We start from the raw sequence: 20,290 nt of genomic DNA, 5'->3' as shown, positions 1-20,290 counted from the left end.
TGTAATTGATCTTTGTTTTATGAGTTGGAGTATTTTTTTCATCATTCATTTCTCCTTTTTTATGCTACCCTTCATATCGGCTGGAAATGGGTAAATATATACAGCAAAAAAGAAGAAATTTAACAAAAGTAACTAATTTCCCATAAATAGATAGTCTTTTAGACCCATTCTTTATCTGCATCTACCTTAAATCGTTTTGTCAGATCACGGAGTTCTTCAGACATTCTTTCAAGCGTCAGTGCTGATGAACTGATCTCCTCCATGGATGCCAGCTGTTCCTCAGCTGAAGCGGCGATATCTTGGATACCGTCCGAGCTTGCCTTAGAAATGGCTGTGATATCATTTGAAGCTGCGGAAATTTCTTGTGCTCCCGCCGACAGCTCCTCAACCGTCGCATTCATGTTTTGCAGCTCGGAAGCAATCTGATTGGTCATTTGCGAGATATGTTTGAAGCTCTGCTTTGTTTCATCCGTCATGACAAGTCCTGTTTCAACTTCTTTGTTTACAGACTGAAGCACGTTCAATGATGTGTGGATTTCTTTTACTATTTCACTGATCAGCGATTCAATTTCTTTTGCCGAGTCAGCCGACTGTACCGCGAGCTTTCTCACTTCCTCAGCGACGACTGAGAAGCCCCGGCCATATTCACCCGCTCTGGCAGCTTCAATAGCGGCATTTAAGGCCAAAAGATTGGTTTGATCCGCAATACCGTTGATAACACGCAAAATATTTGTGATATCCTTTGATTTGATCTCCAGCCCTTTCACCACTTGTTCCGCTGCTTTTACAGAATGGTCAATTGTGTTCATTTGGCCGGCTGTTTTCTGGACGAGTGTCTCCCCTTTACTTGACACTTCGGTTGAATCTGCTGATGTCTCTGTAATCACTGCGGCCGCCCGCGCCAGCTCTGCCAATCCGTCATTCATTTCATTAATTTGTTCAGTTGTCGTTTCTATTTTCTCGCTTTGGCTTTCGCTCCCGTTTGAAAATTGCTCGATAGCCATCGTAATGTGCTCAGTGGCTTTGCTTGTCTGGTCTGCCGATGCAGTCAGCTCTTCGGACGATGAGGCAACGTGTTCTACTGAGTCTTTGATTCCGTGAATGAGCGAGCGAAGCGATTGTGCCATATGATTGAAGCTCTCGCTCAGAACGCCAAGTTCATCTTTTGAATTGATTTCAATCGTTTCGGTCAGATCGCCTTCACTGATTTTTTCAGCTGATGCGACAATGCGTCCCAATGGCTTTGTGATGGATCGAATCACAAAATAAATCGCCGTCATTCCGGCTGCGATGGCAATCGCCAGAACGACTGAAGCCATGATCAGAACCCTGCTTGCAGCATCGTGAATCTCGTTTGCATACATCGTGCCGCTGATTTTCCAGCCTGTTGTTTCGCTAGTGGCAAACGCCATTTTTTTCTTTTTGCCTTTGTACGAATATTCAAAGTCTCCGCTTTTATCCTTGTAAAGCTTATCAACCCAGTCCCCTTTTAGCTCTGTTCCTGCTTTTTCTCCAGAGTAGGCGATGACTTTCTTGTTTTGGCTCAAGATAAAAGCATAGCCTTCTTTTCCGATATTGATTCCTTTCGCGGTAGTGACTAAGTCATCAATTTTCATATCAATGGCGACAACGCCTGATCCATCCACTGTTTGACGGGCGATGGTGACGACCATTTTTCCTGATGAAATCGATTCATAAGGCTCAGTGACTATTGTTTTGCCTTTATTGGCCATTGCTTCTTTGTACCAATCTCTTTCCAAAGCATTAAAGTCACTTGGCATGTCAGCGTACGGATAACGTGTGAATTCCCCGTCTTTGCTGCTGGAAAATACCGCAGCGACATTATCATTCATTTGGATAAATTGTTTAAATTCCTGTTTCAGCTCTGTTTTCTTTTTATCCTGAAACTTATCTGCTGTCGCCCAATCGCTAAAATACGAGAGGCTTTTTTCAGTCGTTCTGATTTTATCATCAATAATGTGATCTAATATTTGAACATTTTCCTTGGCGCTTTGCGTCATCTGTACATCAAGTGAGGAAACTGCTGATTGATAAGCGCTTACCGAAAGTGCGGTTATCGGGACAATTAAGATCAGCAGGAAAGAAATGATAAGTCTCCTTGCAATTGATGATCTGCGAATAGTGGTAAGTGTTTTTTTCATTTCCTTTTGAACCTTCTTTCAATAATTTACAAATTATATCGACAGAACTTCCTTTAAATTACATTGAAAATAGAGGTAAAAATGAAAAATAGTTCAAAAATCACCGTATAGACTAGGACTTTGTTAATGTTTACCACATGAAAAAACAGCGCCTTGATCAGCGCTGTTTTTCGGCTTTTACTCGATTTTAAATTGTTTCGTCAGATCGCGAAGCTCTTCTGCCATCTGCGCAAGAGTGGTCGCTGATGAACTGATTTCTTCCATGGAAGCAAGCTGTTCCTCAGCTGATGCGGCAATGTCCTGGATGCTTGCCGAGCTTTCTTTCGACACGTCTGCAATGCCGCTGACTGCTGCTGAAACATGCTGTGAACGGCCTGACAGCTGCTCGACGGTGGAATTCATCGTCTGCAGCTTGCCCGCGATTTCGTTTGTCATGCTGAAAATGCTCTGGAAGCTTTCTTTTGTATTGTCTGTGACAACAAGTCCAGATTGCACTTCCTGATTAACCTCTTTAAACATGTGAAGGGAGGTTTCAATCTCTGCGACGATTTCTTGGATCAGCTTTTCGATTTCTTTTGCTGAATCGGCTGATTGAACAGCCAACTTGCGCACTTCCTCCGCTACGACAGAGAAACCGCGGCCTGATTCTCCTGCACGCGCCGCTTCAATAGCAGCGTTTAGTGCAAGCAAATTTGTTTGGTCAGCGATGCCGTTGATGACTCTCAAAATGCTTGTAATGTCTTTTGATTTTCCTTCTAAGCCTTTGACTACAGCTTCAGCCTGCTGAACAGATTGATTAATCGAGTTCATTTGGCCGACTGTCTGCTGCACAAACTTTTCACCTGTTCCGGCGATTTCCGTTGATTGAATAGACGCCTTTGTAATATCTGACGATGTTTGCGAGACTTGCTGGAGTCCTTCATTCATTAAGTTCAACTGATGAGAGCTGGATTCAACCTTTTCGCTTTGCTCTTCGTTTCCGTTTGAGAACTGCTCAATCGCCATCGTAATATGCTCGGTGGCTTTACTTGTCTGTCCGGCAGATGCGGTAAGCTGTTCGGAAGATGCGGCCACATTGTTCACCGAGTCTTGAATTGCGCTGATTAGAGAGCGGAGGGATTGTCCCATTTCGTTGAAGCTTTCTCCTAGCTCCCCTAGCTCATCCTTTGAATGAATTTCGATCGTTTCGGTCAAATCCCCTCTGCTGATCGTTTTCGATGATTGAACAAGACGTTTTAACGGTTTTGTAATCGAACGAACAATAAACAGAATTAAAATCCCGCCTGCCACAATGGAGGCAATCAGTACGATCATGCCCGTTACCAGCACAGACTTTGAGGCATCCTTAATTTCATCCATATACATAGTGCCGGCTATTTTCCAACCAGTCAGTTCATTTGTAGTATAGGTCAGCTTTTTATCTTCGTTATTCAGAGTGTACTTGAGCTCACCGCTGTCATTCGCATACATTTTGGCTACCCAGTCGCCTGACAGCTTTTCTCCAGCCTTATGGTTCTTATGTGCGACGTAGGTTTTGTTTTTTGTTGCAATGAAAGCATAGCCTTCTTTTCCGACCTTGATTTGTTTCATCTGTTCTAACAATTTATCAATGGTAATATCCATGGCGACAACGCCTGATCCGTCCTTCAGCTCTTGTGCAATGGTAATGACCATGCTTCCGTCACTCGCAGCCACGTAAGGATCTGTCACGACAATTTCACCGCCGGCCTTCATCGCATCCTGGTACCAAGGGCGTTGTCTAGGGTCGTATCCGTCCGGCAATGTCTCTTTTGGAGCTTGTACGTAAGTGCCGTTATCTGCGCCTCCATAAATTCTGGCTACGCCCTGATTAATTGATACGTATTGTGAAAATTTAGCTTTAATCTCTTCTTGATTCGATTTTCCTTTGAATGCGGATCTTTTAAGAGATTCACTGAAAAAGGTAACTGCTTTCGCTTTTTCTCCCAGATCATTTGTAACGGTTGTATTAAATGTATCGACACTGTTTTTCGCATTCCCCATCATTTCCTCATCCAGCTTTCCGCTGGCGCTTCGGTAAGAACTAAATTCTAATATAAGAATAGGGATAATGAGAATCGCAATAAATGAGACGATTAATTTCTTTGAAATAGACGGTTTCTTCAGCCAATTGATAAAAGTCTTCATGTCACTTGCTCCTTCAGGTTTGATACAGTATATATCGGCTGCTTAAAAAAGTTTTAAAATAAAAAATGGAAGAAGTTCTTTTTGCCAGTCTTCAGTCTTTTTAGCTTTCATTGCCCAAGCCTTTTGCATATCTTATAAAAAACAAGGGGGGCTAAACATGATTATTGTATCAGGACAATTGCTCCGTCCCCAGGATATTGAAAATTGGCAGATTGATCAAAATCTGAATCCGCTCTTAAAAGAGATGATTGAGACGCCTGTTCAGTTTGATTATCATTCAATTGCTGAACTGATGTTTGAGCTGAAACTGCGGATGAATATTGTCGCAGCGGCAAAGACACTGCACAAAAGCGGGGCGAAGTTTGCCACTTTTTTGAAAACATACGGGAATACAGCGTATTGGAGGGTTTCACCAGAGGGCGCCTTGGAGCTGAAATACAGAATGCCGCCTTCAAAAGCGATTCGGGACATTGCAGAGAACGGCCCTTTTTACGCGTTTGAATGCGCAACCGCAATCGTTGTTATTTATTACTTGGCCTTAATCGATACAATCGGGGAAGACAAATTCGATGCCAGCTTTGACAGAATTATTTTATATGATTGGCATTATGAGAAGCTGCCGATATATACAGAAACAGGACATCATTTTTTCCTTGGCGATTGTTTGTATTTTAAGAATCCTGAATTTGATCCGCAAAAAGCCCAATGGAGAGGCGAAAATGTGATTTTACTGGGGGAGGATAAATATTTTGCCCATGGTCTTGGAATCTTAAACGGACAGCAAATTATTGATAAGCTGAATTCATTTAGGAGAAGAGGAGCCTTACAGTCAGCCTATCTTCTGTCTCAGGCGACCAGACTGGATGTTCCGTCTCTTTTCCGCATCGTCCGCTAAAAAGCCCCATCGCCTATTTTCGGGACGATGGGGTTTCAAATGCCTTCCGTTTTCGATAGAAAGGGGCTGTGCCTAAATATTGGTTCGCAGCCCACTCCATTTTTTCAAGGTCATTTCTTGTCACGATTGGATCTAGGCTGCTCCATTTGATAAAGCGGACAAAATAGTAGCCTTTGATTGGAGCCATTGTAACTTTTGAGTGAGGCCAGCCTTCAAATACAAACTCAATTTTCCCTCTTTTTTTATAAGAGTATTGAAGAATGTTCATATCTGTCACCTCAGTTTTATCAAGTTACATTCGCAAAACAGTGTCTTCACGTCAGCAGGCCCGTAAAGCATCCGTGTCTACTCCCTTCAATTTTTTAAATCTACATCTGGATTTGCTTTTTGAGATGTCGGGACTGAGATATTCGAATGTCAAGCGCGCCTTCATTACGTGAGACAAGCCCTCCGGCTTTCGGCGCTTATGTCAGCGAAAATGTTTCGTCATAAAAAACAACCTGCTACCCCATGATTTTGATATAACATGTCCGGGTGCGAGGGCCATCAAATTCGCAGAAATAAATGCCCTGCCACGTTCCAAGAATGAGCCGGCCGTTTTCCACAATGACATGCTGTGAAGCGCCGACCGTACTCGACTTCATGTGTGCAGCTGTATTGCCCTCCATGTGGCGGTCCAGCTCATGTTCCCACGGATATACCTCATCAAACCTTCTGAGCATATCTTTTTTGACGTCCGGGTCGGCATTTTCATTAATTGTAATGCCCGCCGTCGTATGTGGACAGTAAATCAGCGCTGCGCCGCTCGTTACACCTGTTTCTTGAAGAAACGCATCCACCTCACGGGTGATATCAATCATTTCATCTCGTTTGGAAGTCTTGATTTGCAGTGTTTTCAGCATTTGTTTCTCCTTTCGTTTGTCCGCTCTATTTGCTTAATTCGTTCTGTGTTCTTTTTTTCCTGTTAAACCGCTCTCATAAACCTGATAAAACAAAAAAACTCCAGTCTAAGGCTGGAGTTTAGCCCCATAGATATATTCTTGTCTCATACGGCTTTAAGAGTATTGATGTCATATGCTTGTGCGGCTCTGTTTCAATATTTGACAAGGCAAGGGCATCTGATGACAATGGCAATCCAGAGTGCTTGAATAACGCCGGTGTTCTTGTCAGGTTGGCTGCAATCAGTGCAGTGTGGCTCTCGTTATTTCGAAGATATGCAAAGATTTGCTGATCTTCCGGTAAAATGAGCTCGTATGTCCCGTTGATAAAAACATCATATGTTTGGCGCAGCTTGATCAAGCTTTTGTAAAAATGGTAAACGGATGTATTATCGTTTTTTTGCGCCTCAGCATTTAGCCATTTGTAATTCTCATTGACTCCGATCCACGGCTTGGCCTCAGAAAATCCGGCGTATGGATCTGCGTTCCATTGCATAGGTGTTCGTGAATTGTCTCTTCCCTTTTTCCAGACAACCTTCATCGCGTCCTCGTGTGATGCGCCTTTCGCTATTTTTGTTTCATAGAGGCGTTTCATTGCGACATCATCATAGTCCTCAATAGACGGAAATGCCACGTTCGTCATTCCGAGTTCCTGTCCTTGATAAATAAACGGCGTGCCTTTCATAAGAAAGTAAACAGCAGCCAGCGCTTTTGCACTTTCTTTCAGGTACACTCCGTCGTCTCCCCAGACAGAAACTGAACGGGGCTGGTCGTGATTCTCCATAAACAAAGCATTCCAGCCAATTCCTTCAAGACTGTCCTGCCAGTCAGTTAAAATTCGTTTAAATGAGGCAATATCAATGCTTTCATCGATCTCTACATCCCACAGGCCAAGATGCTCAAATTGAAAAATCATGTTGAATATGCCGTTTTTTTCTCCAGCCCAATCAGCAGCTTCCTTTGCAGAGACGCCGTTTGCCTCGCCGACCGTCATAATCGGATAGCGGGAAAATGTGTTTTCCTTCAGCTCTGTTAACAAATCCATAATGCCATGAGCATTCATATGATAAGGAAAGGAAGGAACATAATCCAGTCCCTTTGGATTCGGCATGTCGGGAAGCCCTTCTTTTTTCTTAATATGCGTAATGGCATCCACCCGAAATCCATCAATTCCTTTATCAAGCCACCAATTGATCATGTCATAAACGGCATTCCTCACCTTTTCATTTTCCCAATTCAAATCAGGCTGTTTTTTATCAAAAAGGTGAAGATAGTACTGGCCTGTCTTTTGATCATATTCCCAAGCCGGCCCGCCGAAAATGCTTTCCCAATTGTTCGGTGCTTTTCCGTTTTTGCCGTCTTTCCAAATATACCAGTCGCGCATTTCCGAGTGTATAGATGAACGGGATTCTATGAACCATGGATGTTCATCGCTTGTATGGTTCACAACGAGATCCATAATCAGCTTCATGCCCAGATCATGAATGTCATCAAGAAGCTCGTCAAAATCTGCCATGGTGCCAAAATCGCTTAATATGTTTTGATAATCCCTAATATCATAGCCATTATCGGCATTTGGTGAATCATACAGGGGGCAAATCCAAAGGACGTCAGCGCCCAGCTCTTTTATGTAAGAAAGTTTAGATCTGATTCCTTGAATATCCCCGATTCCGTCACCATTTGAATCTTTAAAACTGCGGGGGTAAATTTGGTAAACAACCGCTTCCTTCCACCAAGCCTTTTTCATACAGCCACTCCTTCCCAGTGTACCGGTCTTATATATCCTATGTAGAAAAAAGGCTTCACAGCATTGCTTTTTAAGAAATGACTTGATCACACAAAAAACAGCCGTTCGTTCCCGGCTGTTTTTTATCAAAATTCGGTTTTTTTTATTTCTACAAAACGGATGTGATGATCTTCGGCGTCGAGGATTGTAAATTCACAGCCTTCCGCGTGTATGACGTCTCCTGCTTTCAGCTCCATTTTTTGCGTTAGAAGCCAGCCTGCAATCGTATCAATCTCTTCATTTTCAATCGCAATGTCGAGCAGGTCATTTACTTCGTCTATTAACGCTTTTCCATCCATCACATAATGGTGCTCGCCCTTTTTCAGGATGTGCGGTGTTTCATCCTGATCATACTCATCGCGAATTTCCCCGACGATTTCCTCGATAATATCCTCGACAGTGACAAGCCCCGCCGTTCCCCCATATTCATCTACGAGAATCGCCATGTGAATCCGCTCCTTCTGCATGCGGATTAACAGCTGCTGAACAGGAATGCTTTCAATGACCCTGATAACGGGCCTCATGATTTGCTCCAGCTTTATCGGCTGGCCGAGAAAATAAGCTTTAAACATATCTTTGCTGTTGATGATCCCTAAAATATGATCCTTGTCATCTTTGATGACAGGGTAGCGTGTATATCGTTCATTAATGATGTGATGAATCGCCTCTTCAAGCGACTGCTCAAGAGAGATGACGGCAATTTCTGTCCGCGGAATCATAATCTCTCTCGCTACCCGGTTGTCGAATTCAAAAATTTTATTTACATAGCGGAATTCAGACTGATTGATTTCTCCCTTTTCATAGCTTTCTGAAAGAATCAGCCTTAGTTCCTCTTCGCTGATGACAACCTCGTGCTCCTTTACTGAATGAAAGCCAAACAACTTCACAAGAAAGCTTGCAGAGCCGTTTAATGCCTTAATAAACGGGTACGTGATTTTATAAAACCAGATGAGCGGCTTTGCAATCCATAAGCTTACAGCTTCAGCTTTTTGAATAGAAACCGTTTTCGGGGCAAGCTCCCCCATCACCACATGCAAAAAAGTGACGATAATAAATGCAACTACAAATGTGACAATGTGATTAAACGGTTCCGGCATGCCTGTCATTGTAAATAAGGGATGAAGAAAACGTTCAAATGTAGGTTCACCTAGCCATCCAAGGCCGAGTGCTGTAATCGTAATCCCGAGCTGGCAGGCTGATAAATACTCGTCAAGATTGGAGATGATTTTATGTGCGGCCAGCGCCCGGCTGTCACCGCTTTCGATGAGCTGATTGATTTTTGAACCTCTGATTTTGACGATCGCAAATTCCGCTGCAACGAAAACAGCCGTAATGCCAATCAAAACAAAAATGGCGATCAATTGTAAAATAAGCAAAAAAAGCCCTTACCATAAATGGTAAGGGGCCACCTCCTTAACGTTAATTCTCATCACGACCGTTTAAGAAGATCATCACAAAACGAAGAAGTTCAAACAGGGAAACCAGGGCCGCGGCCACATACGTTAAGGCAGCAGCGCTCAGCACTTTATTTACCCCATTTTCTTCATTGTTTCGGATGAATCCTTCTGACACAATAATCTGCTTCGCGCGTGAGCTTGCATTGAATTCGACAGGCAATGTAATCAGCTGGAAAAAGACAGCCGCTGAAAATAATATGATGCCAAGCCCGATCAAATTCAGGCTTCCGAGAAGCATGCCTCCTAAGAAAAGCAAAGGGGCTACACCGGATGCAAAATTCACGACTGGGAAGATTTTATGTCTTATCACAAGCGCACCATATGACTCCTGATGCTGCAAGGCATGTCCGACTTCATGGGAAGCTACGGATATGGCGGAAATTGAGCGGCCGTAATAGACCGGCTCAGATAAACGCACCACCCGTCTTGTCGGGTCGTAATGGTCTGTTAAAGTGCCTCTTACCGGTTCGACCGGCACGTCGTAAAGACCGTTTATATCTAAAATCCGTCTTGCTGTTTCTGCCCCTGTACGTCCGCTTGAGGCTTCCACTTTTGAATATTTTTCAAAGTTGCTCTTCACTTTAAATTGTGCCCAAAACGACAATCCCAATGCGGCTATTGTTAAAAATATAAACAGCATTTTTCATCATCCTTTTTCCATGATCATTTCTCTATTACGATTATTTTAATGAGTTTTCTTTCCCGTGTACAGAAATGCGCTTTTTCTTCCGGCTCGGAGCACACAATCCAATCAGCAAAAAGAACAGACCTGCTGAAAACAAATACAAGGCGAAACTGCCGGCCAGTTCTTTCAGAAAATGAAGCCAGGAGAAGCTGCCGGAAAAGTGATTATATGAGTTTAAATCGAAAATAAACAAAATCACCGCGGATGCCGCCAGCTGCGTACCGATCAAAACCACGATCGTTCTTTGAAAGATCGTCATCTTTTTCATCCTTTTTGTTTTAGTTTATGGAGAAATCCGTTTTTATATGTTTTGTTCATTTTTTGAAAAACATCATCGGAAGTGGGACATACTGTTAGAAAAAAGCACGGGTGTGATGGAAGCTATGAAAGTGACGAGTGAGGAAAAGGAACAGCTGAGCACAGCAATCGACCGGATGAATGAAGGATTGGACGCGTTTATTCAGCTTTATAATGAATCAGAAATTGATGAGCCGCTTATTCAGCTTGATGAAGATACAGCCGAGTTAATGAAGCAGGCCCGAGATATGTACGGCCAGGAAAAGCTAAATGAGAAATTAAATACAATCATTAAACAAATTTTATCCATTTCAGTATCTGAAGAAGGAGAAAAAGAATGAAATCAAATCGGATATTTATTTCATGGCTTAGATGGCCGTTATTTATCCGAATCGGGGTTATTATTTTATGTCTGATTCTTTTGTTCGGCCAAATCATTTATATACTTGAGCCGAAGCAGTTTACTTCGGTATTTGAAGGCATTTGGTGGGCTGTCGTTACGGTTTCGACAGTCGGTTATGGAGACTATGTGCCGCACACGCCGCTGGGTCAGGCAGCTGGAATTCTGCTGATTTTGAGCGGCGCAAGCTTTGTCACTGCATATTTCGCAACGTTATCAGCGGCCGCATTCAGCAGACAGCACCGCTATATCGAAGGAAAAGTTGCTTACAAAGGCCGGGACCATATCATTCTGATCGGGTGGAATGAAAAAACAAACCGGCTTTTGAAGGACCTTCAGCTTGCGGCCCCTTCCAAAACAGTCGTGCTAATCGATGAATCTTTAACAGAAGGCCCGCTGATCGAAAACGTCCACTTCATACGCGGGCACGCTGCCGATGATGAGACACTGAAACGGGCCAATATTACCGAAGCGGAATCAGTGATGATTACAGCCGATCAGTATAAAAGTGAAACTGAAGCAGATATGCTGTCAGTGCTGACTCTTTTATCTGTGAAAGGGCTTAATCCCCTTGCTTACTGCATCGTCGAGATTTTGACTGACCGTTTTGTCACCAATGCGGAGCGGGCAGGCGCAAACCAAATCATCGGAACGTCAGAATTTATCAGCCGGGCGATGCTTCAGCATTACCAAGTCAAATTACGGCCGTCGAAACAGCAGAACGGAATTAAGCTGCCGCTTGACCAGCATGTAGAGCTTCTTGCTGTTCCTGACGAACTAAAGGGAGCGGCTTACAAAACCTGCGTTCTCTATTTCCTGGATCATAACAAAACAATTATAGGTGTACAAAAAGAGGAGGGGCCGATGATTTCCCCTCCTCTTACATACACGGTACTCGAAACAGACCAATTCCTTGCCATCTAATGCAGCAGAACATCCTCCAATTCTTTTACGAGAGAGGCGCCGATATCCAAAAATGCCGGATCAATTTCCGCGTCCCGCCTTTCCGGTTCGGAAAATTGATTAAACAGTGATTGGAAAGGCCCTCCCTCGGCTTGATCATCAACATCCGTCTGAAACACCTGTCTCAGCATAAACGGCGTTCCGATCCGGACGGCCGCCCCGCGTTCATCGAGACTGCCCTGTATCGCATTGACAGGAATTCTCAAAAATAAATAGCCGTCTCTATCATCAATTTTATAATCAAAGTAGCCATGATCGTATTCCCAGCCGCCGTTTATCACATAACCGAGCGGCTTCATCACTTGTTCCAGTTCTTGAAGCAGAAAAGACTGCCCATCTATCGCTGAAGGTATTGGTATCATCAAAATGCCCCTTTTTCACTTATCCTGTCCTGCCGAACAAGACTTCATTCAGAGGCGCCTACATGGAAATCGTTGTTTCTTTCGCGCGTCCAACAAAAAAGAAAGCGCATTCAATCAAGAAGTAAACAGCCATTGCCGCAGCAAGCCCTGCAGCTGAATCCCAAGACACATAAACAACCGTTGCATAGAGTCCTAATTTAGTGAAAAGAGTATGGGTTCGTTTTAAATGCAAAATCCGATGTACCGCATCGGTAAAAAGCGCAAGCGGCAAACCAACGAGAAGAAAGGCGTGGATGAAAAAATGTGACAGCGTGCCGCCAAAGCTTGAAGAAACATCTGTATACACAGCATCAAAGGAGATAAGGATACTTAAAAGAGCTGCAGAAAAGCCGGCAATGATGAGATGTTTAACCACTTGTTTCATGAACATCAGCACCTTTCTGATTTTATAAAAAGCCGACCGGCAATATGCCAGTCAGCTTTGTCACATTAATCTTCCAGACGTTTTTCAAGCTCTGCTTTTTTCTCTTCAAAGCCAGGTTTGCCAAGCAATGCAAACATATTGACTTTGTACGCTTCTACACCAGGCTGGTCAAACGGATTGACGCCAAGAAGGTAACCGCTCATCGCGCAGGCTTTTTCGAAGAAATATACAAGGTATCCAAAAGTATATGCATTCAGCTCAGGAATGTTAACGATTAAGTTCGGAACATTTCCGTCAGTATGGGCAAGCATTGTGCCCTGGAATGCTTTCTTGTTAACGAAATCAACCGTTTTACCGGCTAAATAGTTCAAGCCGTCAAGATCGTTATCCGCTTCCTCGATTGTCAGTTCATGTTTAGGTTTCTCTACGTTCAGCACCGTTTCGAATAAATCTCTGCGGCCTTCTTGTACATACTGGCCTAAAGAATGAAGGTCTGTTGAATAGTTGGCTGAAGAAGGATAAATGCCCTTCTCATCTTTCCCTTCACTTTCTCCGAACAGCTGCTTCCACCATTCCGCAAAATATTGAAGCGCTGGTTCGTAGTTGATGAGCATTTCGATCGTTTTGCCTTTGTTATAAAGGACATTGCGAACAACCGCATATTGGTATGCAGGGTTATCTTCCAGTTCAGATGTTGCAAAATCTTTGCTCGCATCCAAGGCGCCTTTCATCATGTCGTCAATGTTGACGCCGCTGACAGCAATCGGCAAGAGGCCTACAGCTGTTAAGACTGAATAACGGCCGCCGACATCGTCAGGGATAACGAATGATTCGAAGCCTTCTTCGTTAGAAAGCGTTTTTAATGCGCCGCGCTCTTTATCTGTTGTTGCATAAATCCGCGCTTTCGCTTCTTCTTTACCGTATTTCTCTTCAAGAAGCTTGCGGAAAATACGGAAAGCGATTGCAGGTTCAGTTGTCGTACCTGATTTAGAAATGACATTAATAGAGAAGTCAACATCTTCAAGAAGATCCATGACGTCTCTCATATAAGATGAACTAATGTTGTTTCCGATAAAAATGACTTGCGGATTGCCGCGTTTTGCTTTTGGCAAAGTGTTATAAAACGCGTGATTCAGCGCTTCAATCGCTGCCCGCGCCCCAAGGTAAGAACCGCCGATGCCGACAACAAGCAATACATCAGAGTCAGATTTGATTTTTTCCGCGCTTTTTTTGATGCGCGCGAATTCTTCTTTATCATAATGTTCAGGGAGGTCCACCCAGCCTAGAAAATCGCTGCCCGCGCCTGTTTTTTCATGGATATTATGGTGTGCAGTTTTTACAAAGTCCCGCAGGTATGTAAGTTCATGTTCGTTGAAGAAAGTCAACGCTTTTGAGTAGTCAAAGCGTACATGCGTCATTGCTTGTCCCTCCATAACGGTATAATGTTTTCATCTTTCACTTTATATGAACTTATCTGTGAAATCAAGTCAAGAAGAAAGGCGGAATGACTGGATTCCGCCCTTTGGGGTTATAGAGACGCGCGAAGGATGGCAAGCACGTCATCTTTGTTCAGTTTTTGGAAGTTGCCGAAGCCGCCGTGTTCCATTTCCTTGGCTGCGATATCAGCAATCAGCTCAAGCTTTTCTTCTCCGATATTGTAATCAGCAAGACGGGAAGGCGCGCCAAGGCTTGTCCAGAAAGCAGACAGTTTATCGATTCCTTCAAGCGCAATTTCTTTATCTGTTTTGCCTTCCGTATCAATGTCAAACATGTTGAGCATGAGGTTTTTGAAGCGGCCTACGTTTGTATCAAGCGTATATCTCATCCAGTTCGGGAACAGTATCGCCAAACCGCCCGCATGCGGAATATCATACACAGCTGAAACGGCGTGTTCCATTGTATGAGAAGCCCAGTCACCAAAGTAGCCCATTTGGAGCGTGCCGTTTAAAGCGATTGTACCAGCATACAAAATCGTTTCACGAAGCTCGTAGTTTTCAAGATCTTCAAGAAGCTTAGGAGCTGTTTCGATGACCGTCTGCAAAACAGCAAAGCACATTCTATCCTGAAGCGGCGTGCTTTCAACGTTGTGGAAGTATTGTTCGAATACATGGCTCATCATATCAACCATGCCGTATACTGTTTGATTTTCAGGAACCGTGAACGTATTTTCAGGATCTAAAATTGAGAAACGCGGATGAGTCACATTGCTTCCCCACACATATTTCTCGTTTGTTTCCCAGTTTGTAATCACGGAATCAGGGTTCATTTCAGAGCCTGTTGCAGCAAGCGTTAGAACAGTGCCAAATGGCAGCGCATCCTCCGCTGTTACTTTTTTGCTGAAAATATCCCAAGCATCACCGTCGTATTTGACGCCAGCTGCAATCGCTTTTGTACAGTCAATGACACTGCCTCCGCCGACAGCAAGCAGAAAATCAATGCTATGTTCTCTGCAAAGGCCTATGCCTTTTTCCACTGTCGCAAGTCGCGGATTCGGCTCAACACCTGACAGCTCATGAACAACAGCACCCTCTTCTTTTAAAATGCCTGTGACTTGATCATAAAGGCCGTTGCGCTTAATGCTTCCGCCTCCGTACACAAGCAGGACATTTTTGCCGTATCGTTTTAATTCTTTTCTTAACTGTTCAAGCTGACCTTTTCCAAAAATCAGCTTTGTCGGATTATAATAAGTGAAATTTTCCATAGTAAAACCTCCAATAATGCTGGCTTGAAAAACAGATTTTCCATTGTAACATAAGTTTGACAAAAAGAAAAAGGGAAGCAGCCAAACGGCTATTTCCCCTTTTTTTATAGAGATGCCTTCAGAATTGACAGCACATCTTCTTTGTTGAGTGATTTAAATTGGCCGAATGTACCGTTAGCCATTGCCTTGTCAGCGATTGTGTCAAGCTGCTCATCACTAATATCATAATCAGCAAGACGGTTCGGAGCGCCAAGGCTTGTCCAGAATGCAGACAGTTTATCGATACCTTCACGTGCGATTTCTTCATCTGTTTTACCTGCTTCTTCAACACCAAACACACGAACTGCAAGCTGTTTCATGCGGGCAGGGTTTTCAGACAATGTGTGTCTCATCCAGTTCGGGAACAGAATTGCCAGTCCCCCGGCATGCGGAATATCATAAACGGCTGATACTGCATGTTCAATATTATGAGTAGCCCAATCCCCTCTTGCACCCATAGAAAGCATGCCGTTTAATGCGATTGTTCCTGTGTACAGAATCGTCTCACGCAATTCGTAATTTTCGAGGTCATTGATCAGCTTAGGCGCTGTTTCAATAACTGTACGAAGAAGTGATTCACACATGCGGTCCTGATACGGTGTGTTTGATACATGATGGAAGTATTGTTCGAATACATGGCTCATCATGTCAACCATCCCGTAGATCGTGTGGTTTTTAGGTACAGTGAATGTATTCACCGGATCAAGAATCGAGAATTTAGGGAATACGAGCGGGCTTCCCCAGCCGTATTTTTCTTTTGTTTCCCAGTTTGTAATAACAGAGCCTGAGTTCATTTCAGAACCAGTCGCAGCGAGAGTCAATACCGTTCCGAATGGCAAAGCATCTTTTGGCTGATGTTTTTTCGTGACGATATCCCACGCATCACCATCATACTTTGCTCCTGCAGCAATCGCTTTTGTACAGTCGATGACGCTTCCGCCTCCGACAGCCAGTAAGAAATCAATGTTGTGTTCTTTACAGACGGCAACACCCTTATTAACAGTCGACACACGCGGATTCGGTTCCACACCTGCTAATTCATGCACGGTCGCTCCGGCTTTATTCAGCTGTTCGATCACTTGATCATACAGGCCGCTGCGTTTAATGCTGCCGCCTCCGTACACAAGCAATACGTTTTTCCCGTAAGGTTTGAGTTCCTCCGGAAGTCTTTCCACTTCGCCGCGCCCGAAAATTAATTTGGTCGGATTCCAGTATGTAAAGTTTTGCATGACATCTCCTCCTTAGATTTTTTATTATGCAGAATGTCCTCACCACATGTAAAGCAATCAGCTCTCGCCTCTCAGCATATCTGATGGTTTTATCTTGCAAAACGCTGGGAAAGAAGCTGATATAAGCGAGGGCAGGCCAGTTTCCCTCATATGGAGAAAGCATGTATAGATTCTCCAATATGTCACAATCTATAACTGTTTTAATAATTCATGGAGGAGGTTGCAAAACATGAGTACCATTCAGAGAATTTGTCTTGTATTAACCATCATTGGCGCTATTAACTGGGGACTGATCGGATTTTTCCAATTTGACTTAGTAGCGGCTATTTTCGGCGGCCAGGGGTCAGCCCTTTCCCGAATCATTTACGGACTTGTCGGAATCGCCGGCTTAATCAACCTCGGTCTGCTATTTAAGCCAAACGAGGAAAGATCACGTGAAGAAGCAGCAAATCCTGAAATGCGATAGGATATCAATACGCTGAAATAGGATTTTGCATGAAAGCAAAAGCACCGAACATTCCTGTCCGGTGCTTTTTTCATACTTATTTTTTGATAAGGTCTTTGCGGTTGGACATTTCGATCCACTCTTCAAGCTTATCTTTTAATGTGTTGAAACCTTGTGGTGTAGAAGCTTCTTCGCTTACTTGCGCAGCTTTAGGTTTTCTTGGTTTGCTTTCTTTTTTCTCAGGCGCAGCTTGTGTCGCACGAATTGAAAGGCTGATTTTTCCTTTTTCTTCATCAACAGCAAGTACCTTTACTTGTACTTCGTCGCCAACTGAAAGGTGCTCGTTGATATCTTTTACGAAACCGTGAGTCACTTCAGAAATGTGTACTAAACCTTGAGTTTCTTCATCTAATGCAACAAACGCACCATACGCTTGTAATCCTGTAACTTTACCAGTGTAAACACTGCCCACTTCAAATTTTGCTGCCATTCATAACAACTCCTAAGTTAAATTAAATATCTGTTTATACGCAATTTAAAATTATATCACACATGTCTTATTTTCGCAAAGAAATCTTTTTTATAAAAAATCAGGTTTGTGCACGGCAAAAAGGGGGTAAACTGAAAATACCAAAGGCTTTCTAGTATTCCCCCCTTTTATTGGATGCGAACAAAAGGTTCGTATCTTTTTTTATGTTGTTTTGTGGAGGAAGCGTTTCATTCTGACTAACGCTTCTTGAAGCTGTTCAATCGAGGTTGCGTATGAACAGCGGATATATCCTTCACCGCTCGGTCCAAACACGCTTCCCGGAACAACTGCCACTTTTTCCTGCGTCAGAAGCTCTTCTGCAAACTGTTCTGAGCTCATTCCCGTGCTTTTAATGGATGGAAAAGCATAGAAAGCGCCGCCCGGGTGATGGCAGCTGAGACCGATTTCATTGAGAGATTCTACAAACAGATTCCGTCTTCTTCGATAGCTTTTTTTCATTTTTTCTACGTCTTCCATGCCGTTCTTCAGGCCTTCAAGGGCGGCAAACTGCGCCATTGCGGGCGCGCACATCATCGCATATTGATGGATTTTAAGCATTGCATCCCGAAGCATGGATGGTGCTGCAGCAAAACCAAGCCTCCAGCCCGTCATCGCAAATGCTTTTGAAAAGCCTGAAATGACGACCGTCCGTTCCTTCATTCCCGGTAATGCCGCTATACTTGTAAATTCCTCATCATATGTCAGCTCCGCGTAGATCTCGTCGGCTAAGACAATGACATCATGTTTTTTGGCAAACTCAGCAATCGCATTCAGTTCTTCCTTCGAATAAACCGAACCTGTCGGATTCGATGGTGAGCAGATGAGAATGGCCTTTGTTTTTTCAGTGACTGCCGCTTCAAAATCAGCGGCCGTTGCTTTAAACCCTTTGTCTGCTGTTGTATGAACATGAACCGGGATACCGCCTGCCAAAGAAACAAGCGCATCGTACGCCACAAAACATGGCTCAGGTATGATGACTTCCTCACCTGGATTCACAAGAGCACGGATCGCAATATCCAAAGCCTGACTTGCCCCTACTGTCACAATCAGCTCATTATCTGGCGAGTAGCTAAGGTCAAACCTGTTGCTCAAATAACGGCTGATTTCCTCTCGCAATGAGTATAAACCGGCATTGGCCGTGTATGACGTATATCCTTGTTCAAGCGAGAGAATGCTTGCTTCACGGACATTCCACGCGGTAACAAAATCAGGCTCTCCAACACCTAAAGAAATGACGCCTTCCATCGTTGCCGCCAAATCAAAGAATTTGCGGATGCCTGATGGTTTTATTTGTTGTACATAGTCTGATAAATACGAAGTCATTTACGGGGACACCACGATTCTTTTGTCGTCGTCTCCTGTTTCAAACACTTTGCCGTCATGCTTGTATTTTTTCAGGATAAAATGGGTTGTCGTAGATACAACGGAATCAAGCGTTGACAGTTTATCTGAAACAAAACGCGCTACGTCAGACATCGAATTGCCGCGAATTACGACAGACAAATCGTACACGCCTGACATCAGGTAAACTGATTCAACCTCTTGGAATCGGTAAATTCGTTCCGCCACTTCATCAAAACCGACTCCCCGCTTCGGCGTTACTTTGACGTCAATCATGGCCGTAACGCCCTCATGTCCGTCAACTTTTCGCCAGTCAATCATAGCGGAATAATCGATAATAACCTTTTCTTTCTCCAGTTTGTCAATAATCGTTTTTACTTCATTTACTGGGATGCCCGCCATCTTTGCAATGGTTTCTAAATCGGCACGGCTGTTTTCGTCTAAAATTTCTAATATTTCTGTTTCTTTTTCTGTCAACTTCATTTGATTCACACCTTTGCAATGTCAAGAAATCTCATGACATTATATCACGTTTTTTGACGAATGCTAAGAAAAAACGAGGAGAAACTTCCGCTAGAATTGACAATTTCAGGGCACAATACAAACATCAAAAAAAGGGAGTGACACAGAATGGAGGCGGTTTCACCAATAAGGCGGTTTACGGTCGATGGAGTCAATGTGTATTACGAACATTATCAAAATCCTGGCAGGCAAACGCTGGTCTGCGTACACGGTTTTTTATCGTCTGCTTTCAGCTTCAGAAAAGTAATCCCTCTCCTTCGGGACAAGTACGATATCATCGCGCTTGATTTGCCTCCTTTCGGCCAATCTGAAAAATCAAGAACGTTTATCTATACCTATCAAAACCTCGCAAAGCTTGTCATTGGGATTTTGGAGCACTTGCAAGTGAAACAAGCTGTGCTTATCGGACATTCTATGGGCGGACAAATATCATTGTCTGCTGCTCTCCAAAAACCGGAGCTTTTTTCAAAGGTTGTGCTGCTTTGCAGTTCAGGATATTTAAAACGCTCACATCCAACGATCATTTTCGGGACCCATATTCCGTATTTTCATCTATATATCAAGCGCTGGCTCTCGAAAGAAGGCGTGATGAAAAATTTATTAAATGTTGTGCATGACAAATCGCTGATTGATGAGGAGATGATTGACGGCTATGGCAGACCGTTTCAGGACGAGCAGATTTTCAAAGCCATGACAAGGTTTATCCGCCACAGAGAAGGAGATTTAGAACCCGAACAATTGAAGAGAATGAACAAGCCTGCATTATTGATTTGGGGCGAGGAGGATCGAATTGTCCCAATGGAGATCGGTAAACGGCTGCACGCGGATTTGCCTAATTCCGTGCTATACTCATTTAGCCAAACCGGACATCTGGTGCCTGAAGAACGGCCTGAGCTTGTTTCCGAACACATTGCTGATTTTATCAAATAGAAAAAAACCGGTGCTGAAC

Annotated in this window: 21 protein-coding genes and 1 pseudogene; 5 read left to right on the top strand and 17 right to left on the bottom strand. The window is 43.6% G+C overall.

The window, feature by feature from the left end:
* Positions 1-158: 158 nt before the first annotated feature.
* Complete coding sequence (tlpA, locus tag NZD81_RS16545) at positions 159-2,162, bottom strand: methyl-accepting chemotaxis protein TlpA (RefSeq protein WP_136653675.1); 2,004 nt, start codon at positions 2,160-2,162, stop codon at positions 159-161.
* 177 nt (positions 2,163-2,339) lie between these two features.
* Positions 2,340-4,328 carry a methyl-accepting chemotaxis protein McpB gene (gene mcpB, locus NZD81_RS16540; RefSeq protein ID WP_014665151.1) on the bottom strand — a complete coding sequence of 663 codons (1,989 nt, stop codon included), beginning with the start codon at positions 4,326-4,328 and terminating at the stop codon, positions 2,340-2,342.
* Positions 4,329-4,485: 157 nt separating this feature from the next.
* Between mcpB and NZD81_RS16535 the strand changes: the two genes are divergently transcribed.
* Positions 4,486-5,223 carry a protein-glutamine gamma-glutamyltransferase gene (locus tag NZD81_RS16535; protein WP_014665152.1) on the top strand — a complete coding sequence of 246 codons (738 nt, stop codon included), beginning with the start codon at positions 4,486-4,488 and terminating at the stop codon, positions 5,221-5,223.
* Between the two features lie 13 nt (positions 5,224-5,236).
* Here the strand turns inward: NZD81_RS16535 and NZD81_RS16530 are convergent, their stop codons facing one another.
* The 7 genes and pseudogenes from NZD81_RS16530 to NZD81_RS16500 all read right to left on the bottom strand — a co-directional run bounded on the left by NZD81_RS16530 (position 5,237) and on the right by NZD81_RS16500 (position 10,348).
* A complete protein-coding gene (locus NZD81_RS16530) occupies positions 5,237-5,491 on the bottom strand; it encodes a hypothetical protein (RefSeq protein ID WP_014665153.1) in 255 nt (84 codons plus the stop codon).
* A 235-nt stretch (positions 5,492-5,726) separates the two neighbouring features.
* A complete protein-coding gene (locus NZD81_RS16525) occupies positions 5,727-6,125 on the bottom strand; it encodes a secondary thiamine-phosphate synthase enzyme YjbQ (RefSeq protein WP_014665154.1) in 399 nt (132 codons plus the stop codon).
* A pseudogene (locus NZD81_RS16520) lies at positions 6,085-6,218 on the bottom strand (hypothetical protein). The gene NZD81_RS16525 and the pseudogene NZD81_RS16520 overlap by 41 nt, the downstream one beginning before the upstream one ends.
* Positions 6,219-6,243: 25 nt before the next feature.
* On the bottom strand, positions 6,244-7,908 hold the full coding sequence (locus tag NZD81_RS16515) for a glycoside hydrolase family 13 protein (protein ID WP_282373254.1): 1,665 nt from the start codon (positions 7,906-7,908) through the stop codon (positions 6,244-6,246).
* A gap of 125 nt (positions 7,909-8,033) precedes the next feature.
* A complete protein-coding gene (locus NZD81_RS16510; RefSeq protein WP_282373255.1) occupies positions 8,034-9,323 on the bottom strand; it encodes a hemolysin family protein in 1,290 nt (429 codons plus the stop codon).
* Positions 9,324-9,366: 43 nt separating this feature from the next.
* A complete protein-coding gene (locus tag NZD81_RS16505; protein ID WP_014477803.1) occupies positions 9,367-10,044 on the bottom strand; it encodes a zinc metallopeptidase in 678 nt (225 codons plus the stop codon).
* 40 nt (positions 10,045-10,084) lie between these two features.
* The gene (locus tag NZD81_RS16500; protein WP_014665157.1) at positions 10,085-10,348 is read right to left on the bottom strand and encodes a YuzI family membrane protein; all 264 of its coding nucleotides are present in this window, start codon (positions 10,346-10,348) and stop codon (positions 10,085-10,087) included.
* 46 nt (positions 10,349-10,394) lie between these two features.
* Between NZD81_RS16500 and mstX the strand changes: the two genes are divergently transcribed.
* A complete protein-coding gene (gene mstX / locus NZD81_RS16495; RefSeq protein WP_136653678.1) occupies positions 10,395-10,727 on the top strand; it encodes a biofilm formation protein MstX in 333 nt (110 codons plus the stop codon).
* The gene (kbfO, locus tag NZD81_RS16490; RefSeq protein ID WP_040081990.1) at positions 10,724-11,710 is read left to right on the top strand and encodes a potassium channel protein KbfO; all 987 of its coding nucleotides are present in this window, start codon (positions 10,724-10,726) and stop codon (positions 11,708-11,710) included. The genes mstX and kbfO overlap by 4 nt, the downstream gene beginning before the upstream one ends.
* Here the strand turns inward: kbfO and NZD81_RS16485 are convergent.
* The 5 genes from NZD81_RS16485 to NZD81_RS16465 all read right to left on the bottom strand — a co-directional run bounded on the left by NZD81_RS16485 (position 11,707) and on the right by NZD81_RS16465 (position 16,504).
* Positions 11,707-12,111: a YugN-like family protein gene (locus NZD81_RS16485; RefSeq protein WP_040081988.1), complete on the bottom strand. Its 405-nt coding sequence runs from the start codon at positions 12,109-12,111 to the stop codon at positions 11,707-11,709. The genes kbfO and NZD81_RS16485 overlap by 4 nt on opposite strands.
* A gap of 58 nt (positions 12,112-12,169) precedes the next feature.
* Positions 12,170-12,541 (bottom strand): hypothetical protein, encoded by a 372-nt coding sequence (locus NZD81_RS16480; RefSeq protein ID WP_069150207.1) that lies wholly within the window; start codon positions 12,539-12,541, stop codon positions 12,170-12,172.
* Between the two features lie 59 nt (positions 12,542-12,600).
* Positions 12,601-13,953 carry a glucose-6-phosphate isomerase gene (locus NZD81_RS16475; RefSeq protein WP_003243401.1) on the bottom strand — a complete coding sequence of 451 codons (1,353 nt, stop codon included), beginning with the start codon at positions 13,951-13,953 and terminating at the stop codon, positions 12,601-12,603.
* Positions 13,954-14,063: 110 nt separating this feature from the next.
* Positions 14,064-15,236 carry an iron-containing alcohol dehydrogenase gene (locus tag NZD81_RS16470; protein WP_282373260.1) on the bottom strand — a complete coding sequence of 391 codons (1,173 nt, stop codon included), beginning with the start codon at positions 15,234-15,236 and terminating at the stop codon, positions 14,064-14,066.
* Between the two features lie 104 nt (positions 15,237-15,340).
* On the bottom strand, positions 15,341-16,504 hold the full coding sequence (locus NZD81_RS16465) for an iron-containing alcohol dehydrogenase (RefSeq protein WP_282373261.1): 1,164 nt from the start codon (positions 16,502-16,504) through the stop codon (positions 15,341-15,343).
* A 229-nt stretch (positions 16,505-16,733) separates the two neighbouring features.
* Between NZD81_RS16465 and NZD81_RS16460 the strand changes: the two genes are divergently transcribed.
* A complete protein-coding gene (locus tag NZD81_RS16460) occupies positions 16,734-16,970 on the top strand; it encodes a DUF378 domain-containing protein (RefSeq protein WP_003220771.1) in 237 nt (78 codons plus the stop codon).
* Positions 16,971-17,046: 76 nt separating this feature from the next.
* Here NZD81_RS16460 and yugI read toward each other — a convergent pair whose 3' ends face one another.
* From yugI to NZD81_RS16445, 3 genes are all read right to left on the bottom strand, one after another.
* The gene (gene yugI / locus NZD81_RS16455) at positions 17,047-17,439 is read right to left on the bottom strand and encodes a S1 domain-containing post-transcriptional regulator GSP13 (RefSeq protein WP_003228864.1); all 393 of its coding nucleotides are present in this window, start codon (positions 17,437-17,439) and stop codon (positions 17,047-17,049) included.
* Positions 17,440-17,640: 201 nt separating this feature from the next.
* Complete coding sequence (locus NZD81_RS16450) at positions 17,641-18,801, bottom strand: aminotransferase (protein WP_014665165.1); 1,161 nt, start codon at positions 18,799-18,801, stop codon at positions 17,641-17,643.
* On the bottom strand, positions 18,802-19,302 hold the full coding sequence (locus NZD81_RS16445) for an Lrp/AsnC family transcriptional regulator (RefSeq protein WP_009968070.1): 501 nt from the start codon (positions 19,300-19,302) through the stop codon (positions 18,802-18,804). It lies immediately after the preceding gene.
* Positions 19,303-19,449: 147 nt separating this feature from the next.
* Here NZD81_RS16445 and NZD81_RS16440 point away from each other — a divergent pair, with 147 nt between their 5' ends.
* Complete coding sequence (locus NZD81_RS16440) at positions 19,450-20,271, top strand: alpha/beta fold hydrolase (RefSeq protein WP_040081982.1); 822 nt, start codon at positions 19,450-19,452, stop codon at positions 20,269-20,271.
* Positions 20,272-20,290: the final 19 nt, after the last annotated feature.

It is taken from the genome of Bacillus sp. B.PNR1, assembly GCF_030386235.1.
GTDB classification, from domain to species: domain Bacteria; phylum Bacillota; class Bacilli; order Bacillales; family Bacillaceae; genus Bacillus; species Bacillus stercoris.
Note: the sequence above shows the minus strand (reverse complement) of the source record. Positions and strands in the feature narration are given on the sequence as shown.

Bases quoted from the DNA above. Each gene is read 5' to 3' on its own strand.
- tlpA (WP_136653675.1), bottom strand. From the start codon at position 2,162: ATGAAAAAAACACTTACCACTATTCGCAGATCATCAATTGCAAGGAGA.
- mcpB (WP_014665151.1), bottom strand. From the start codon at position 4,328: ATGAAGACTTTTATCAATTGGCTGAAGAAACCGTCTATTTCAAAGAAA.
- NZD81_RS16535 (WP_014665152.1), top strand. From the start codon at position 4,486: ATGATTATTGTATCAGGACAATTGCTCCGTCCCCAGGATATTGAAAAT.
- NZD81_RS16530 (WP_014665153.1), bottom strand. From the start codon at position 5,491: ATGAACATTCTTCAATACTCTTATAAAAAAAGAGGGAAAATTGAGTTT.
- NZD81_RS16525 (WP_014665154.1), bottom strand. From the start codon at position 6,125: ATGCTGAAAACACTGCAAATCAAGACTTCCAAACGAGATGAAATGATT.
- NZD81_RS16515 (WP_282373254.1), bottom strand. From the start codon at position 7,908: ATGAAAAAGGCTTGGTGGAAGGAAGCGGTTGTTTACCAAATTTACCCC.
- NZD81_RS16505 (WP_014477803.1), bottom strand. From the start codon at position 10,044: ATGCTGTTTATATTTTTAACAATAGCCGCATTGGGATTGTCGTTTTGG.
- NZD81_RS16500 (WP_014665157.1), bottom strand. From the start codon at position 10,348: ATGACGATCTTTCAAAGAACGATCGTGGTTTTGATCGGTACGCAGCTG.
- mstX (WP_136653678.1), top strand. From the start codon at position 10,395: ATGTTTTGTTCATTTTTTGAAAAACATCATCGGAAGTGGGACATACTG.
- kbfO (WP_040081990.1), top strand. From the start codon at position 10,724: ATGAAATCAAATCGGATATTTATTTCATGGCTTAGATGGCCGTTATTT.
- NZD81_RS16485 (WP_040081988.1), bottom strand. From the start codon at position 12,111: ATGATACCAATACCTTCAGCGATAGATGGGCAGTCTTTTCTGCTTCAA.
- NZD81_RS16480 (WP_069150207.1), bottom strand. From the start codon at position 12,541: ATGTTCATGAAACAAGTGGTTAAACATCTCATCATTGCCGGCTTTTCT.
- NZD81_RS16475 (WP_003243401.1), bottom strand. From the start codon at position 13,953: ATGACGCATGTACGCTTTGACTACTCAAAAGCGTTGACTTTCTTCAAC.
- NZD81_RS16470 (WP_282373260.1), bottom strand. From the start codon at position 15,236: ATGGAAAATTTCACTTATTATAATCCGACAAAGCTGATTTTTGGAAAA.
- NZD81_RS16465 (WP_282373261.1), bottom strand. From the start codon at position 16,504: ATGCAAAACTTTACATACTGGAATCCGACCAAATTAATTTTCGGGCGC.
- NZD81_RS16460 (WP_003220771.1), top strand. From the start codon at position 16,734: ATGAGTACCATTCAGAGAATTTGTCTTGTATTAACCATCATTGGCGCT.
- yugI (WP_003228864.1), bottom strand. From the start codon at position 17,439: ATGGCAGCAAAATTTGAAGTGGGCAGTGTTTACACTGGTAAAGTTACA.
- NZD81_RS16450 (WP_014665165.1), bottom strand. From the start codon at position 18,801: ATGACTTCGTATTTATCAGACTATGTACAACAAATAAAACCATCAGGC.
- NZD81_RS16445 (WP_009968070.1), bottom strand. From the start codon at position 19,302: ATGAAGTTGACAGAAAAAGAAACAGAAATATTAGAAATTTTAGACGAA.
- NZD81_RS16440 (WP_040081982.1), top strand. From the start codon at position 19,450: ATGGAGGCGGTTTCACCAATAAGGCGGTTTACGGTCGATGGAGTCAAT.